This is a genomic window from Muricauda sp. SCSIO 64092 (assembly GCF_023016285.1).
GTDB lineage: Bacteria > Bacteroidota > Bacteroidia > Flavobacteriales > Flavobacteriaceae > Croceivirga.
Window position 1 is genome coordinate 1,944,793 of record NZ_CP095413.1, and the last position, 20,366, is coordinate 1,965,158.

Annotated in this window: 3 protein-coding genes; 1 reads left to right on the forward strand and 2 read right to left on the reverse strand. The window is 54.4% G+C overall.

The window, feature by feature from the left end; translation table 11 throughout:
• Positions 1 to 677: 677 nt before the first annotated feature.
• Positions 678 to 18,386, forward strand: coding sequence for a BspA family leucine-rich repeat surface protein (locus tag L0P88_RS08080; protein WP_281499725.1), 17,709 nt, complete (start codon positions 678 to 680; stop codon positions 18,384 to 18,386).
• 587 nt (positions 18,387 to 18,973) lie between these two features.
• Here the strand turns inward: L0P88_RS08080 and L0P88_RS08100 are convergent.
• Positions 18,974 to 19,417 (reverse strand): transposase, encoded by a 444-nt coding sequence (locus L0P88_RS08100; protein ID WP_247134091.1) that lies wholly within the window; start codon positions 19,415 to 19,417, stop codon positions 18,974 to 18,976.
• 7 nt (positions 19,418 to 19,424) lie between these two features.
• A complete protein-coding gene (locus L0P88_RS08105) occupies positions 19,425 to 19,805 on the reverse strand; it encodes an IS630 transposase-related protein (RefSeq protein WP_247134092.1) in 381 nt (126 codons plus the stop codon).
• Between the last annotated feature and the right edge of the window lie 561 nt (positions 19,806 to 20,366).

Here is a 20,366-nt window from a genome sequence, read left to right on the forward strand (position 1 = left end):
AACCTTGGTCCAGGGAATCCATAGACATGTTATATCTCGCTGATTTCCTTTGGACATCTTTTAGGCATAGTTCAAAAAGCCGTTCTTATCATAATGTCCTATTGATACCGTAGACCGGTCTTGGTTTGGGAAGTGCACAATACCCCCTTTCACGGCATTTCAATACAAATCCGATCCTGGTCCTCGATTGGGGCAAAGAACCTTAGGACCGGAGTTTTGGCACCCGATAAAACCGGGGACTGGATACAGGACGGCATTCCCTGTCAGGCCCCGCTACCAGATACAACTTTCGGATAAATTATAAAGGATCCGTCGATTATCCTTAAATAACTGCAGTTGTTACACTAAAAAGCAATTTTGTTACTATAATGCTAAATCTTAATAGTAAAGGGATCCCTACAACTTCCCTACCCATGCTACCAATTGGGGATACGGCCGTTCTTCATGGACGTAGCTTGCGAATAAATTAAATAAGATCTTTTCGATTATTCCAAAATAGACACAATTATTGTATAAAGATGACGGTTGTTACATTGTAAAAGGGCACCCATTATATTAGTGTTAAATTACGGAATCCAAATGAATCTGTAGGCATTTCCTTACGACCATTGCAATCCCTGTCAATCCAATACGGCAGGTGGTGGTTTCATAACAGAATTACCTTGACACGTACGCTTATGGGAACAAATTACTTTATGGGCTTTAAGGGCTCTGTGCTTTTCTTTTTCATGTGCCTATGGATTACCACGCGCCTGTTTGCCCAGGGAGAGTTCATCACCACCTGGAACACGACCAAGATCGGTGTGTCCGGCAAGAACTCCATCAAAATACCTGCCACGGGGACCTACGATGTGGACCTGGGCAATGATGGTACTTATGAACTGTTGGACCAGACCAATACCATTACCGTGAATGTCACCACCTATGGCCATACCGCCGGGGAGATACAAGTGGCCATTCGCAATGCCGCCTCCGGGAACGGGACCCTGGAGAGGATACATTTCGGCAATTCGAACGATAAGCGGAAGCTGCTTTCCGTGGACCAATGGGGTAGCAGCATATCCTGGAGCAGTATGGCATATGCATTTGACGGTTGTAGCAACATGGAGGTCAAAGCGAGCGACATCCCCAACCTGGCCAAGGTGACCAGTATGTACTCTATGTTTGGCCTGTGTACATCGCTTACGGGGACAACTACTAGCTTCTCTACCTGGAACACGGCCAATGTAACCAATATGGAATTTATGTTTGTCGCTGCAAGTACCTTTAACGGGGACATCAGTTCCTGGGATGTAGCCAAGGTGACCAATATGAAGAAGATGTTTATGAACGCAAGCGCCTTTGACCAGGACCTGGGGGACTGGGATCTGGGGGCGTTGCTCAATGGTGCTGATATGCTCTATAACAGCGGACTTTCCAGCGAGAACTGGGACGCCACATTGATCGGCTGGCACAGCCAGGACTTTACCAACACCCCTACCATTGGTGCCTCTGGGCTAGTCTACTGCAAGGCCGGCAACGAGCGTGACGCACTGACCCTGAACATCACCGGGGACAGTCTGGAAAATACCCAGCCGACAGCTGCATGCGGAACGGTGGAACTCCCTCTGGACATTGACGGTACGGCTACCCTGGATGCCGCCCGTGTGGACAGTGGTAGCAAAGCCTGTGGTAGCGTTTCGCTGATCGTTTCCCCGAACAGTTTCACAACCGCCAACCTCGGTAATAACACGGTAACCCTTACGGTGACCGATGGCAATGGGAAAACGGACACCTGCAAGACCACGGTGACCGTAGTGCCCTATTCCACTACTGTGTTCGTCACCACCTGGAACACCACCAAGATCGGTGTGTCCAGCGGGAACTCCATCAAAATACCCGTCACGGGGACCTACGATGTGGACCTGGGCCATGACGGCACCTATGACCTGTTCGACCAGACCGGGACCATAACCGTAGATGTCACCAAATATACTAATCCTGCTACCGGTAATAAATATACAGCCGGGGAAATACAAGTGGCCCTTCGCAACGCCGCCTCCGGATCCGGGACCCTGGAGAGGATATATTTCGCCAATTCGAACGATAAGCGGAAGCTGCTTTCCGTGGACCAATGGGGCAGCAGTATATCCTGGAGCAGTATGGCATATGCGTTTGACGGTTGTAGCAACATGGAGGTCAAAGCGAGCGATGTCCCTGACCTGGCCAAGGTGACCAGTATGTACTCTATGTTTGGCCTGTGTACATCGCTTACGGGGACAACTACTAGCTTCTCTACCTGGAACACGGCCAGTGTAACCAATATGGGATTTATGTTTGTCGCTGCAAGTACTTTTAACGGGGACATCGGTTCCTGGAATACGGCCAAGGTGACCAATATGAAGAAGATGTTTATGAACGCAAGCTCCTTTGACCAGGACCTGGGGGATTGGGACCTGGGGTCGTTGACCGATGGGACCTATATGTTCAACGGCAGTGGGCTTTCCGTTGCCAACTGGGATGCTACGCTGATCGGTTGGCACGCCCAGGACTTTACCAACACCCCTACCATCGGCGCCTCCAAACTGGTCTATTGCATGGCCACAGCCGAGCGTTCTACGCTGTCCCTGAAAATCACTGGCGACAGCGCGGAAACTACCCAGCCAAAGGCCGTATGCCAGCAGGCGGTGACCCTCCAACTGAACCCCGATGGCACGGCCACCTTGGATCCTGCCCTTGTGGACAATGAATCCAGCGATACTTGCGGGAACGTCACCTTGGGCGTGTCTCCAAACAGCTTTACAACGGCCAACCTTGGCGCGAACACGGTGACCCTTACGGTGACCGACCCCAATGGGAACACGAACACCTGCCAGACCACCGTGAATGTGGGGGATCCCTATAGTACATTTATCACCACCTGGAAAACAACCAATATCGGTACCAGCGACTCGTCCAACGAAAACTCCATCCGTATCCCTGCCTTAGGGGCCTATGATGTGGATTTGGGCAATGACGGCACCTATGAACTGCTGGACAAAACAAGGCCCATTATCGTGGATGTGACCACCTACGGTTATCCCGCCGGGGAAATACAGGTGGCCCTTCGCAATGCCGCTTCCGGAAAAGGGAACTTGCTCAGGATATATTTCCCACTTAGGGGCGATGAGCATAAGATATACTCCGTGGACCAATGGGGCCGCAGTATTTCCTGGATCACCATGTTGGCAGCATTCGATGGCTGTACCAATCTGGAGGTTAAGGCTACAGACGCCCCCAACCTGAGCAAAGTTAGCACTATGGCGGAAATGTTTCATGAGTGTACGTCACTTACGGGGAAGACAGGCTTCTCCAACTGGGATGTAAGCTACGTGACCGATATGACCGAAATGTTCGATGGTGCAAGTGCCTTTGACGGGGACATTGGTTCCTGGAATGTGGCCAGCGTGGCCGATATGAGCCGGATGTTTATCAGGGCAAGTGCCTTTGACAAGGACATTGGTTCCTGGAACACAAGCAACGTAGGCAGTATGGAAGGTATGTTTTCCAATGCGACCGCCTTTAGCCAGGACATTGGTTCCTGGAACACGGCCAAGGTGACCAAGATGAACGGCATGTTCCGTAATGCAAGTGCCTTTGACCAGGACATCAGTTCCTGGAACACCAGCAACGTGACCAATATGGCAGGAATGTTCGAAGGAGCAAGCACCTTTAACCAGGACATCGGTTCATGGAACACGGGCAATGCGACCACTATGTGGGGTATGTTCCATGGTGCGAGCGTCTTTAATCAGGATATTGGTTCCTGGAACACAAGCAGGGTGAAAGATATGGAGCGGATGTTTGCTAACGCAAGCGCCTTTGACCAGAACCTTGGAGATTGGGACCTGGGGCAGCTAACCAAAGGTGCCAATATGCTCAACAGTAGTGGGCTCTCCCAGGACAATTGGGATAACACCCTCATCGGTTGGCATGCCCGGAGGTTTACCAATACGGTCACTATTGGCGCCACCGAACTGGTCTACTGCACCGCCGGTACTCAGCGCACTGCGTTGAACGCTGGTTCCTTTAAGGTTAGTGGCGACAGAGCGGAAACCAACAAGCCAACGGCGCAGTGCAAGACAGCGACACTTCGACTAGGCGCCGATGGTACGGCGACCCTGAATGCCTCCCGTTTGGACGGCGGTTCCAACGATGCATGTGGAATTGCCTCGCTGAGCACGTCCCCAAGCAGCTTCACAGCCTCCGACCTCGGAGCGAATACGGTCACCCTGACGGTTACCGACCTCAACGACAACACAGATAACTGTGAGACCACGGTGACTGTAGAGAATACTCCTACAAACCTATTTGTCACCACCTGGGACACAACCAAACCCGGCACCTCCAATGGGAACTCCATCACCATCCCGGCCACAGGCCGCTACGATGTGGACCTGGGCAACGATGGCAGCTATGAACTCCTGGACCAGACCGGGACCATTACCGTAAATGTCACCACGCGTGGCTATACCGCCGGGCAAATACAAGTGGCCCTTCGCAATGCGACCTCCGAGGCCGGAACTTTGGATCGGATATATTTCAATAATGGGGGTGACCGACAGAAACTGCTCTCTGTGGGCCAATGGGGCAGCAGCGTGTCCTGGAGCAACATGGCAGGTGCATTTTATGGCTGTACCAATCTGAAGATCGAGGCGAGCGATGCCCCCGACCTAAGCGGGGTGACCGATATGGGCAATATGTTCCGCGGGTGTGCCTCACTCACGGGAGCAACAGGCCTCTCCAACTGGAACACGGCCAAAGTGACCAGTATGCGCTACATGTTTTCCCGTGCAAGTGCCTTTAACGGGGACATCGGTTCCTGGAATGTGGCCGAGGTGACCAATATGGAAGGTATGTTCAGTTGGGCAAGTTCCTTTAATGTGGACATCGGTTCCTGGGACACCAGCAAGGTGACCAAGATGAACTCCATGTTTGAGACTGCAAGTGCCTTTAACCAGGACATCAGTTTTAACGAGGGCACCGGTTCCTGGAACACGGGCAGCGTAACCAATATGAACTCCATGTTCAATAGTGCAGTCGCCTTTGACCAGGACCTGGGGAATTGGGACCTGGGAGCGCTGGGCAGTGGCATAGGGATGTTCGCCAACAGTGGGCTCTCGTTGGACAACTGGGACGCCACACTCATCGGTTGGCACAGCCAGGGCTTCAACAACAATGTAACCATCGGCGCTCATCTTTTGGCCTACTGTACGGCCTATACTCAGCGTGCCGAGCTGATAAATAATGGCGTCAACATCATCGGAGACAGCCTGGAAAATATCCAGCCAACGGCTGTATGCCAGCAGGCGGTGACGCTCAAACTGGGAGACGGCGGTATAGCAACTCTGGATCCCGCCCTTGTAGACGGCGGTAGCGAAGCCTGCGGGATCTCCCTGAGCGTGTCTCGAGGCAGCTTCACAGCCTCCGACCTCGGGGCGAACACAGTTACCCTTACGGTTACCGACCCCAACGGCAACACTGATAACTGTGAGACCACGGTGACCATAGCGGATGATCCCACAAGTGCATTTATAACCACCTGGGACACGACCAAATCCGGTGTGTCCAACAGCAACTCCATCCGCATCCCTGCCAAAGGAACCTTCGATGTGGATGTGGGCAATGATGGCAGCTATGAACTGCTGAACCAGTCAGGGAGTTCGTTCAATCACATTACCATAAATGTCACAAACCATGGTTATACCGCCGGGGAAATACAACTGGCCTTCCGCAATGCCGCCTCCGGGACCCTGGACAAGATATCTTTCTTTGGCGGCGATAAGCAGAAGCTGCTCTCCGTAGACCAATGGGGCAGCAGTATCTCCTGGAGTACCATGGAAAATGCATTTGAAGGCTGTACTAATCTGGACGTTAAGGCGAGCGATGCCCCCAATCTTAGCAAGGTGACCGATCTTGGCAAGATGTTCTACGGGTGTACCTCGCTTAAGGGAAATACGAGCTTCTCCAACTGGAACACGGCCGGCGTGACCGATATGAGCCACATGTTCTCTGGTGCAAGCATCTTTAACGGGGACATCAGTTCCTGGAATGTGACCAAGGTAAGCGATATGGAGCGGGTGTTCTTAGGGGCAACCGCCTTTGACCAGGACATTGGTTCCTGGGACACCAGCAGTGTGACCCGGATGGACGGCATGTTCAATCGCGCAACCGCCTTTAACCAGGACATCGGTTCGTGGAACACAAGCAATGTGACCAAAATGGGAGAGCTGTTCTGGAATGCAAGCGCCTTTGACCAGGACCTGGGGGATTGGGACCTGGGGCAGTTGATCAACGGGTCGCTCAGTGGCAAGCGTATGTTTTATGGCAGTGGGCTCTCCGTTGCCAACTGGGACGCCACATTGATCGGTTGGCATGGCCAGGACTTTACCAACACCCCCACCATCAATGCCTCCGGACTGGTCTACTGCAAGGCAGGTACCCAGCGTGCTGCGCTATCTTTGAAAATCACTGGCGACAGCGCGGAAACAAACCCGCCGATAGCGCAGTGCAAGGCGGCAATACTCCGACTGGATGCCAATGGTGAGGCCACCCTGACGGCCGCCCTTGTGGACAACGATTCCAGCGATAGCTGTGGAAGCGTCTCGCTAAGCGTATCGAAGAGCAGCTTTACGACCACGGACCTGGGTGCGAACACGGTGACCCTGACCGTGAAGGATGTCAATGAGAACGAAAACACTTGTCAAGCCAGGGTAACCGTGGAGGATCCCACAAGCGTATTTGTCACCACCTGGGATACGACCAATCCCGGCATTTCCGATGGGAATTCCATCCGCATCCCTGCCACGGGAACCTATGATGTGGACCTGGGCAATGACGGTACCTATGAACTGCTGGGCCAGTCCAATACCATTACCGTGAATGTCACCACCTATGGTTATCAGGCCGGGGAAATACAGCTGGCCCTCCGCAATGCCGCTTCCGGTGCCGGAGCCCTGAGCAGGATAAATTTCGACTATGCGGGCGACAGACAGAAGCTGCTTTCCGTGGACCAATGGGGCAGCAGTATCTCCTGGAGCACCATGGAAACGGCATTTTACGGCTGTGACAGTATGGACGTACTGGCGACCGACACCCCTGACCTTAGCAATGTCACCAGTATTTCCTTAATGTTCTACGGGTGTACCTCACTTAAGGGAACGACGAGCTTCTCCGCCTGGAACACGGCCAGTGTGACCCATATGAACTGGGTGTTTGTTACTGCAACCGCCTTTAACCAGGACATCGGTTCCTGGAACACCAGCATCGTGACCGATATGGCCTTCATGTTCGATGGCGCAACCGCCTTTAACCAGGACATCGGTTCCTGGGACACAAGTAACGTGACCCATATGGGCCACATGTTCTATGGTGCAACTGCCTTTGACCAGGACATCGGTTCCTGGGACACAAGTAGCGTGGCCGATATGAGCTATATGTTCAATGAGGCAACCGCTTTTGACCAGGATATGGGTGATTGGGACCTGGGCCAGTTGACCGATGGCTTCGGTATGCTCAGCGACAGTGGGCTCTCCGGTGAAAACTGGGATGCCACGCTGATCGGTTGGTACAAGCAGAACTTCACCAATACCCCCACTATCGGCGCCACCGGACTGGTTTACTGCAAGGCTGCCTCTGAACGGCAGTGGTTGATAAGAAATAGCCTCAACATTACCGGTGACACAAAGAACAGTACCTTGCCAAAGGTACGTTGCCAGCAGATGGTCATACTCCAATTAGACGCCAATGGCACGGCCACCCTGGATCCCTCCTTTGTGGACAACGGTTCCAGTAGTACCTGTGGGGTCAAAACGCTGGGCCTGTCCCAGAACAACTTCACAACCTCCGATCTTGGCCTGAACAATATCCAGTTGATTGTGATTGACAACACGGCCCCTAGTAGTAAAATAGCAAGCTGCTCGACCATAGTACAGGTGGTGGATCTTCCGATAACACCTTTTATCACCACCTGGGACACGACTAATTCCGGCTCCTCAAACGGGAACTCCATCACCATCCCCGCCACGGGGACCTATGATGTGGATCTGGGCAACGATGGCACCTATGAACTACTGAACCAGACCGAGACCACCACAATAGATGTCACTGCCTATGGCTATACCGCTGGGGAAATACAGCTGGCCCTTAGCAATGCTGCCTCCGGATCCGGAACCCTGGACGGGATACGTTTCAATAATACAGGCGACAGGCAGAAGTTGCTTTCCGTGGACCAATGGGGTGACAGTATCTCCTGGAGCACCATGGAAGGGGCCTTTTACGGCTGTACCAATCTGGACGTGCTGGCGACCGACAGTCCCGACCTTAGCAAAGTAGCCGATATGGGCTGGATGTTTTCCGGGTGCACGGCACTCAAGGGAACAACAACGAACAACTTCTACAGCTGGAACACAAGCGGTGTGACCGATATGGCCAGTATGTTTGCCAGTGCAAGCGCCTTTGACCGGAATTTGGGGGAATGGGACCTGGGGGGGCTGACCAGTGGTGGTGGTGCCGATATGCTCGATAACAGTGGGCTCTCCATTGCCAACTGGGACGCCACGATTATCGGTTGGCATAGGAAGGACTTTGCCAACACCGTTACCATTGGTGCCGATGGACTGAAATACTGTAAGGCCTTTGCTGAGCGTACCGAGCTGAACACCGGATCCTTTAAAGTTGCCGATGACGACCTGTCAGATGCCCAGCCAACGGCCGTGTGCAAACAGGAGATGACGCTCCGACTGGACACCAACGGCACGGCCACCCTGACGACCGACCTTGTGGACAGCGGCAGCGATGCCTGCGGGAACGTCTCGCTAAGTTTGTCGCAAAGCAGCTTTACGACCACCCACATCGGTACACGTGCGGTGACCCTAACAGTAACCGCTAGTAACAACACGGCCACCTGTACGACCATGCTGACCGTGGAGGATCCCACAAGTGTATTTGTCACTACCTGGGACACCACCAAATCCGGCTCCTCCAATGGGAATTCCATCACCATCCCCGCCACGGGGACCTACGATGTGGACCTGGGCAATGATGGCACCTATGACCTTTTGGACCAAACAGGGGAAACCGAGATAAATGTCACCAACACCAACTATAAGGACCCTGACGGTAATAACTATACCGCTGGGGAAATACAGGTGGCCCTCCGCAATGCCGCCTCCGGTTCCGGGAACCTGACCGGGATACGTTTCGCCCTAAACCAGACGGACGACAAGCTGAAGCTGCTCTCCGTGGACCAATGGGGCAGCAGCATCTCCTGGAGTACTATGGAGGAGGCATTTCTCCAATGTTCCAATCTGGATGTGCTGGCAAGCGATGTTCCCGACCTGAGCAATGTGACCAATATGAGCTGGATGTTCGCCGAATGTACCTCACTTAAAGGAACGGCGACGAACAACTTCTCCGGTTGGAATACCGGCAATGTGACCGATATGGAGGGCATGTTTTCCGGTGCAAGCACCTTTAACCGCGACATCGGTTCCTGGGACACCAGCAGTGTGACCAATATGAAAAACATGTTTTCTGACGCAAGTGCTTTCAATACAGACATTGGTTCCTGGAATGTTTCCAGCGTGACCTATATGGACTTCATGTTCCGGAACGCAAGCGCATTTGACCAGGATATCGGCTCCTGGGACACCGGCAGTGTGAGCAGTATGTGGGGCATGTTCTATGGCGCCACGGTCTTTGACCAGGACATCGGTTTGTGGAACACAGTCAGCGTGACCCGTATGGACGGCATGTTTTATGAGGCAATCAACTTTGACCAGGACATCAGTTCCTGGAACACAGAAAGCGTGATCAATATGCGCTACATGTTCCACTCCGCAAGCACCTTTAACCAGGACATCGGTTCCTGGAACACCAGCGAGGTGACCGATATGGGCAACATGTTTTATGAGGCAAGTGCCTTTGATTGGAACCTGGGGGATTGGGATATGGCAAAAGTGGCCAATGGCACCGATATGCTTAACAATAGTGGGCTCTCCATGGAGAACTGGGACAACACGCTTATCGGCTGGCACAGCCAGAATTTTACCAACACCGCCACCATCGGAGCCTCAGGGCTGGTGTACTGTAAGGCCGGCAACGAGCGAGCCGCCCTGACCTTAAACATTGTCGGGGATAGTACGGAAACCAACTCGCCAACAGCACAGTGCAAGACGGCGGTAACGCTCCCACTGGGGGTCGACCTTACGCCCGACCTTGTGGACAATGGTTCCTACGATGCCTGTGGCCCTGTCTCGCTGAGCGTTTCCCAAACCAGCTTCACGATTGAAGATGTTAATGCGGGTACGGTGGTGACCCTTACAGTGACCGATCCCAATGGGAACACGGATACCTGTGAGGCCACGGTGACCGTGGTGGAGGATACCAAGAATGTATTCGTGACCACCTGGGACACGACCGAATCCGGCACCTCCAACAGTAACTCCATCACCATTCCGGTCACGGGGACCTACGATGTGGACGTGGGCAATGACGGCACCTATGACCTGTTCGACCAGACCGGGACCATTACCGTAAATGTCACCTCCTATACCAACCCTACTACCGGTAACAATTATACGGCCGGGGAGATACAGGTGGGCCTCCGGGATGCTGGCTCCGGTACCGGGGACCTGACCAGGATCAATTTCCCCCTATACCACATGAGCGACACGCAGAAGCTGCTTTCGGTGGACCAATGGGGCAGCTTTATCTCCTGGAGCACCATGAGAGATGCATTTGTCAACTGTACCAATCTGCAGGTCAAGGCCACCGATGCCCCCAACCTGAGTAAGGTGACCAACATGAGTCAGATGTTCACCGCGTGCAAAGCACTTACGGGGACGGGCTTCGACACCTGGAACACCAGCAATGTGACCCATATGGGGGCCATGTTTTGGCAAGCCTCCGCTTTTAACGGAGACATTAGTTCGTGGGATGTGTCCAGCGTGACCATTATGGGGACCATGTTCAAAAGTGCAACGGCCTTCAATGTGGACATCAGTTTGTGGAACACCTCCAGCGTAATCGTTATGGGCAGCATGTTTTCCAATGCCAAGGCCTTTGACCAGGACCTTGGTTCCTGGAATACAGGCAACGTGATCGATATGAGCGCTATGTTTTCTGGCGCAAGCGCCTTTAACCAGGATATCGGTTCGTGGAACACCTCCAGCGTGACCGATATGGGCAATATGTTCTCTGGCGCAAGCGCCTTTAACCAGGATTTGGAGGATTGGTACATGGGGAGAGTAACTGATGGTATCGGTATGCTTGACAACAGTGGGCTCTCGGTTGCCAACTGGGACGCTACGCTCATCGGCTGGCACAAACATAGCTTTACCAACACGGTAACTATAGGCGCCTCCAGGTTAGTCTACTGCACCGCCACTGCCGAGCGTGCTGCGATGACAACCTTTACCTTTAGCGGCGATAGTGGGGAAACCACCAAGCCGATTCCACAGTGCAAGGCGGCAACGCTCCGACTGGACCCCACTGGCAACGCCGCCCTGGACGCCTCCCTTGTGGACAACGGTTCCAGCGATGCTTGTGGGGACGTCACCCCAAGCGTGTCGCGAAGCAGCTTTACAACCTCCAACATCGGTTCAAACACGGTGACCCTTACGGTGACCGACCCCAATGGAAACTCGGACACCTGCACGGCCACGGTAATTGTTGAGGATCCCGAAAGTGTATTTGTGACCACCTGGGACACCACCAAATCCGGCACTTCCGAAAGCAGCTCCATCCGTATCCCCGCCACGGGGACCTACGATGTGGACCTGGGCAATGATGGCAGCTATGACCTGTTCGATCAGACCGGGACCACTACCATAAATGTGACCACTTATGGCCATACGGCCGGGGAAATAGAAGTGGCCCTTCGCAATGCCGCCTCTGGCAACGGATACCTGACCAGGATATGGTTCAACAATACAGGCGATAAGGATAAAATACTTTCCGTGGACCAATGGGGCAGCGCTATATCCTGGAGCACCATGGAGGGTGCATTTTACGGCTGTACCAATCTGCAGGTGCTGGCAACGGATGCTCCCGACCTGAGTAATGTGACCAACATGAGTCAGATGTTTCAAAGAGCGACCACCTTTAACGGAGATATCAGTTCCTGGAACACCAGCCAGGTGAACAGTATGTCCTATATGTTTACTGCTACAGTAGCCTTTAACCGGGACATCAGTTCCTGGGACACCAGTAGCGTGACCACTATGGAGGGTATGTTTTCAGGTGCCAATATCTTCGACCAGAACATTGGCGGCTGGAACGTAAATAATGTTGAGAACATGAGCAGCATGCTTTATGACACCGAAACCTTCAACCAGGACATCGGTTCCTGGGATGTGGGCAGCGTGACGGATATGTCCTATATGTTTGCCTTCACAAACACCTTTAACGGGGACATCGGTTCCTGGAACACCAGTAGAGTGACTGATATGGCCGGCATGTTTCGAGATGCAAGCGCCTTTAATACGGACATCGGTTCCTGGGACACCAGTAGCGTGACCAATATGTGGGGTATGTTCCTTCGCCTAAGTGTCTTTGACCAGGACATCGGTTCCTGGGACACCAGTAAGGTAACCAATATGAGACACATGTTCAATGGTGCAAGCGCCTTTGACCAGGACATCGGTTCCTGGAACATCAGCGGCGTGACCGATATGTGGGGTATGTTTCAGGATGCAACAGCCTTTGACCAGGACATCGGTTCCTGGAACGTGAGCAATGTCACCAGAATGAAAGAAATGTTCAAGAGCGCAAGTTCCTTTGATCAGGACCTGGGGGAATGGGACCTGGGGGCGTTGACCGATGGCGCCAATATGCTTGACGGCAGTGGGCTCTCGGTGGACAACTGGGATGCTACGCTGATCGGTTGGCACGAGCGGAAACTCACCAACACCGTACCAGTAACCATCGGCGCCAGTGGCCTGGTATACTGCAGGGCCGCTATCCAGCGTGCTGCGATGGCGACGACCTTCAGCTTTATCGGCGACAGCAAGGCAACTACCCAACCGACGGCCTCGTGCAAGTCGTCCACGATTCAACTGCAACTGGACTCCACTGGCAGCGCGATGCTGACGACCGATGCTGTGGACGATGGCAGCGATGGTTGCGGGATTTCACTGAGCCTGTCCAAAACGGCCTTCGACTGTTCCAACATCGGGGACAACACCGTCACCCTCTCCGTGACCGATACCAGCAGCAATACCAGCTCCTGTACCGCAACGGTCACCGTACAGGACAAGTCCGGGCCCACCGCCAGCTGCAAGGACGCCGCCCTACTGCTCGGCGCCAACGGCACCGCAACCCTGGACGCCGCCGATGTCAACGACAGCTCCTCCGATAACTGTACCCTGGCCCCCGCCCTGTCGAAGACCTCCTTTTCCGCAACGGACCTGGGAACCAACACCGTCACCCTGACCGTCACCGACCCCGGAAGCAACTCCGATTCCTGTACCGCAACGGTCACCGTCCGCGACACCACCGTTCCCTCACTCAGCTGCAAGGACACCACCGTACAACTGGGCACAACGGGAAGTGCCACCATCGCCACCTCCGACATTGACGACGGCTCCTCCGACAACAGCGGGGAAACCGTCACCCTGGCCCTCTCCAAAACAAGCTTCGACTGTTCCAACGTAGGGGACAATACCATCACCCTCACCGTTACCGATACCAGCAGCAATACCAACTCCTGTACCGCCACCGTGACCGTGCAGGACAAGTCCGGGCCCACCGCCAGCTGCAAGGATGCGACCGTACAGCTCGGCACCAACGGCTCCGCGACCCTCGCCGCCTCAGATGTCGACAACGGCTCATCGGACAACTGTACCCTCGCCCTGGCCCTCTCCAAGACCAGCTTTTCCGCAACGGACCTGGGAACCAATACCGTCACCCTGACCATCACCGATCCCGGGAGCAACTCCGATACCTGTACCGCCACCGTGACCGTACAGGACACCACCGTACCCACGCCCAGCTGCAAGGACACCACCGTACAACTGGGCACAACGGGAAGTGCCACCATCGCCGCCACCGACATCGACGACGGCTCCTCCGACAACAGCGGAGGGACCGTCACCCTGGCCCTCTCCAAAACAAGCTTCGACTGCTCCAACGTAGGGGACAACACCATCACCCTCACCGTTACCGATACCAGCAGCAATACCAACTCCTGTACCGCCACCGTGACCGTGCAGGACAAGTCCGGGCCCACCCCCAGCTGCAAGGATGCGACCGTACAGCTCGGCACCAACGGCTCCGCGACCCTCGCCGCCTCAGATGTCGACAACGGCTCATCGGACAACTGTACCCTCGCCCTGGCCCTCTCCAAGACCAGCTTTTCCGAAACGGACCTGGGAACCAATACCGTCACCCTGACCATCACCGATCCCGGGGGCAACTCCGATACCTGTACCGCCACCGTGACCGTACAGGACACCACCGTTCCCTCACCCAGCTGCAAGGACACCACCGTACAACTGGGCACAACGGGAAGTGCCACCATCGCCACCTCCGACATTGACGACGGCTCCTCCGACAACAGCGGGGGGAACGTCACCCTGGCCCTCTCCAAAACAAGCTTCGACTGCTCCAACGTGGGGGACAATACCGTCACCCTCACCGTGACCGATACCAGCAGCAATACCAACTCCTGTACCGCCACCGTGACCGTACAGGACAAGTCCGGGCCCACCGCCAGCTGCAAGGACGCCGCCCTACTGCTCGGCGCCAACGGCACCGCAACCCTGGACGCCGCCGATATCAACGACGCCTCCTCCGATAACTGTACCCTGGCCACCGCCCTGTCGAAGACCTCCTTTTCCGAAACGGACCTGGGAACCAACACCGTAACCCTGACCGTCACCGACCCCGGGGGCAACTCCGACTCCTGTACCGCAACGGTCACCGTCCGCGACACCACCGTTCCCTCTCCCCGTTGCAAGGACACCACCGTACAACTGGGCACAACGGGAAGTGCCACCATCGCCACCTCCGACATCGACGACGGCTCCTCCGACAACAGCGGGGGGACCGTCACCCTGGCCCTCTCCAAAACAAGCTTCGACTGCTCCAACGTAGGGGACAACACCATCACCCTCACCGTTACCGATACCAGCAGCAATACCAACTCCTGTACCGCCACCGTGACCGTGCAGGACAAGTCCGGGCCCACCGCCAGTTGCAAGGACGCCACCCTACTGCTCGGCACCAACGGCACCGCAACCCTGGACGCCGCCGATGTCGACGACGCCTCCTCCGATAACTGTACCCTGGCCACCGCCCTGTCGAAGACCTCCTTTTCCGAAACGGACCTGGGAACCAAGACCGTAACCCTGACCGTCACCGATCCCGGGGGCAACTCCGACTCCTGTACCGCAACGGTCACCGTCCGCGACACCACCGTTCCCTCTCCCCGTTGCAAGAACACCACCGTACAACTGGACGCCACCGGAACTGCCACCATCGCCACCTCCGACATCGATGACGGCTCCTCCGACAACAGCGGGGGGAACGTCACCCTGGCCCTCTCCAAAACGGCCTTCGACTGTTCCAACGTCGGGGACAACACCGTCACCCTCTCCGTGACCGATACCAGCAACAATACCAACTCCTGTACCGCAACGGTCACCGTACAGGACAAGTCCGGGCCCACCGCCAGTTGCAAGGACGCCACCCTACTGCTCGGCGCCAACGGCACCGCAACCCTTGACGCCGCCGATGTCGACGCCTCCTCCTCCGATAACTGTACCCTGGCCCCCGCCCTGTCGAAGACCTCCTTTTCCGAAACGGACCTGGGAACCAACACCGTAACCCTGACCGTCACCGACCCCGGGGGCAACTCCGACTCCTGTACCGCAACGGTCACCGTCCGCGACACCACCGTTCCCTCTCCCCGTTGCAAGGACACCACCGTACAACTGGGCACAACGGGAAGTGCCACCATCGCCACCTCCGACATCGACGACGGCTCCTCCGACAACAGCGGGGGGACCGTCACCCTGGCCCTCTCCAAAACGGCCTTCGACTGTTCCAACGTCGGGGACAACACCGTCACCCTCTCCGTGACCGATACCAGCAACAATACCAACTCCTGTACCGCAACGGTCACCGTACAGGACAAGTCCGGGCCCACCGCCAGTTGCAAGGACGCCACCCTACTGCTCGGCACCAACGGCACCGCAACCCTGGACGCCGCCGATGTCGACGCCTCCTCCTCCGATAACTGTACCCTGGCCCCCGCCCTGTCGAAGACCTCCTTTTCCGAAACGGACCTGGGAACCAATACCGTAACCCTGACCGTCACCGACCCCGGGGGCAACTCCGATACCTGTACCGCCACCGTGACCGTACAGGACACCACCGTACCCACCCCCAGCTGCAAGGACACCACCGTACAACTGGGCACAACGGGAAGTGCCACCATCGCCACCTCCGACATTGACGACGGCTCCTCCGACAACAGCGGGGGGAACGTCACCCTGGCCCTCTCCAAAACGGCCTTCGACTGTTCCAACGTCGGGGACAACACCGTCACCCTCTCCGTGACCGATGCCAGCAACAATACCAACTCCTGTACCGCCACCGTGACCGTACAGGACAAGTCCGGGCCCACCGCCAGCTGCAAGGACGCCGCCCTACTGCTCGGCGCCAACGGCACCGCGACCCTCACCACCTCCGATGTCGACGACGCCTCCTCCGATAACTGTACCCTGGCCACCGCCCTGTCGAAGACCTCCTTTTCCGAAACGGACCTGGGAACCAACACCGTAACCCTGACCGTCACCGACCCCGGGGGCAACTCCGACTCCTGTACCGCAACGGTCACCGTCCGCGACACCACCGTTCCCTCTCCCCGTTGCAAGGACACCACCGTACAACTGGGCACAACGGGAAGTGCCACCATCGCCACCTCCGACATCGACGACGGCTCCTCCGACAACAGCGGGGGGACCGTCACCCTGGCCCTCTCCAAAACGGCCTTCGACTGTTCCAACGTCGGGGACAACACCGTCACCCTCTCCGTGACCGATACCAGCAACAATAACAGCTCCTGTACCGCAACGGTCACCGTACAGGACAAGTCCGGGCCCACCGCCAGCTGCAAGGACGCCGCCCTACTGCTCGGCGCCAACGGCTCCGCAACCCTGGACGCCGCCGATGTCGATGATGGTTCCGGCGACACCTGTGGGATTGCCTCCCTGGGCCTGTCCCAGACCAGCTTTACGGTCTCGCACTTAGGCACGAACACGGTGACCCTGACGGTGACCGACAACAGCGGCAATATGGACACCTGTAAGACCACGGTGACCGTGGTGGACGGCACGGCACCTACCGCCGCTTGTAAGGACATCACCGTACAACTGGATCCGACGGGCAACGCAACGATTACCACAGCGGACATCGACAATGGATCTTCTGACAACAATAGTGGCACGGTGGCCCTTGCACTGGACAGGACCGGTTTTGGCTGCCCCAATGTGGGGGACAATACGGTAACCCTTACCGTGACCGACAATGGGGGGAACACGGCCAGCTGTACCGCCACGGTAACGGTCCGGGACATGATTGCACCCCTGGCCATTGTTACCAACAGTGGACCAATCTGTCACGGATCTGTTCTACAGTTGAATGAGACCAGCGGGTTCGGGACCTCATGGTCATGGACCAGTAACGGGAATGCCGTATTCAACAATCCTACCTTACAAAACCCGGAAGTGACCAATATTTCGGACGGGGAGGAGTTCACCGTTATGATTGCCCTGGCCAATGGCTGTACCGGGATAGGTACCACCATAGCCTTTGTCCTGGAGCTCCCTGTCCTGGAAACGAGGGGCGAACAGGTATTCTGTGCTTTGGACAACCCCACGGTATCGGATTTGGTGGCCTCCGGTAACGGTACCATACGCTGGTATCCGGATGGGGACGGCATTGCGGAACTGGAAGGTGATGTTCCCCTTGGGGACGGTACCACCTATTACGGATTGTTGGAGGACGATAATGGATGTACCTCCGATCGGGTCGCAGTCGCGGTAAGCATTACCATGGAAGGCTGTGACGGACTGCCGGACGCGGACAGGCTCGGCTTCTCCCCGAACGGTGATGGGATCAACGATACCTTTTCCATATCCTGGTTGAGGAACGATTACCCCAATTATGCCCTGGCGGTCTATGACCGTAACGGTTCCCTGGTGTACGAAGGGAACATCGGCACACCGGACTGGGACGGCAGTGCCGGTAATGGCGTTGTCCTGGGGGACGGTAAACTGCCCAATGGGGTGTACTACTATACCATAGATTTCGGGGACGGTACCACACCTCCGGTCCAGGGGGTCGTCTATCTGAATCGATAAAAAGCGATACATGTACCAAAAAGAAAGTTAAAATATAGGGACACTGCTTTAAGCATTGGCATCCTTATGCTTTTTCGCAGACCATTCATGGGGCCGGCAAGGACTCCAATACATCTGGCACCTGTAATTGCCACCTGACCATTGGAGGGATGGTCTGCACAATACGATACTGCACTACAAAGATTCAGCGGGTGGACGTTTTGGGCTCCACCCGCATCCTCAATGTCTTTGAAAAATTGTGATTGAACGAGTGAGAGCGGGGCCTCATTGGGCGCAACGGTCTCGTTGGAAATGGCCGTTTAGACAAGGGTTTTAGTGCTCCATTTCACCCACGTCTGGAAATTGCAAAAGTTCAAATAGTGGTCGGATTGTTTATCACAGAGCCCAAATGTGGCAAGTCACACAAAACCTTCCTTGAGTGGAAACGTACACGTTTATCGATTGTACTTATTTCCAGTCCAATTAAACAGTGATGGAAATTTGGGGATTTGAGATCTCAATCTCATACTCCAGCTCCGTTCAATAAATTAAGTCCATCCTTAAATGAGGGGCTATCTATGATTTGGGAGGCGGGTAATATAGATAAATCAAAATAATTTTTCACAAAAAAATAGTTCATCGGGCGTATATCCAAATTTGCGCCTTATACTTTTGGCCTGTGCCCACTTTTTCTCTATTGGGTTCAGATCTGGACTGTAAGGAGGAAGGAATTCCAGGGTGCAACCTTTTTGTTCGATGGCATCCTGTGCACCTTTTCGTTTATGGAACGTTGCATTGTCAAGTACAATAACTGCATTCTGCGGCACATTGGGCAGTAATTCTTGTGTGGGCCAGGCATAAAAGACATCCAAATTGATGTAAGTATCAAATAAGCAGGCATTGAAAAACTTAAAATCGGTTATCGCCCCAATGGCATTTACACGTCCCCTGGCATGCCAATCCTTTTTGGCGTAGCACCTCTGTCCTTTTGGGCCATAACCATGGTCCCTTGGTCCGTCCATGGCAAAACCGCTCCCATCAACATAGACCATTGGGCGTTTATCGATAAACCCGTAACGGAACACCTCCAGTTGAAACACTGACCGCGACAGCCGGTCCGCCCTGGGATGGAACAGCGTTTTTTTTATAACCGATTTTTAAACGTCTTAGTGCATAGAAGATTGCGCTTTGGCCGACCCCAAACTTTCTTGCCCGTTCATATTGATATAAGTCCGGATTATCCTTAACATCTTTTGCCAAGGCTTTCATATCGACCTTTGTTGCCGGCTTATTGCGCTTTGTCTTGGGATCCATACGCTCTTTCCATCTGAAAAGTGTTCGTATGGGGATACCGAACCTTTCACTTGTCTGCTCAAAAGTAAGGCCTTCTTTTTGCTTTACCCTGAATACTTGCTGTCTGAAATCCAATGGATATGCCATGCAACATGGTTACAAAAATAATATGACAAATTATAATGATTTAACTATACGACCTTTAAGGGCATTTCAATACAAATCCGATCCCAGCCCGAGATTGGGCAAAGAACCATCGGCGTGAAGCATCGGCACCCAATCAAACCGGGGACAAGGTACGGGACAGTATTCCCTGTCAGGCCCTGTTCCCGGATACAACTTTCGGATAAATTAGATAAGATCCTTTACTTATCCCTAAATAGCTACAGTTGTTGCGTCAAAAAGCAATTTTGTTACGGTAGCGATAAATTTTTAATAATAAATGGATCCCTATCATCTCCCTTCGCGCACCGCCAATTGGAATAAAGGCACCTTTCATAGATATGGCTTACGAATAAATTAAAATGGATCCCTCCACTTGTTACAAAATAAATACACTTATTATGTTAAAGCAACGAATGTTACATTTCAAAAACATCTATTACAGTTAGTGTTAAATTGCGGGGATCTAAAGCATTTACTCACAATTATTGTAATATCAACCCAATACTGTAGGTGGTGACTTCATAACAAATTACCTTAATACGT

Coding starts and splice junctions, on each gene's coding strand:
- L0P88_RS08080 (WP_281499725.1), top strand. CDS start 678: ATGGGAACAAATTACTTTATGGGCTTTAAGGGCTCTGTGCTTTTCTTT.
- L0P88_RS08100 (WP_247134091.1), bottom strand. CDS start 19,417: ATGGTCTATGTTGATGGGAGCGGTTTTGCCATGGACGGACCAAGGGAC.
- L0P88_RS08105 (WP_247134092.1), bottom strand. CDS start 19,805: ATGGCATATCCATTGGATTTCAGACAGCAAGTATTCAGGGTAAAGCAA.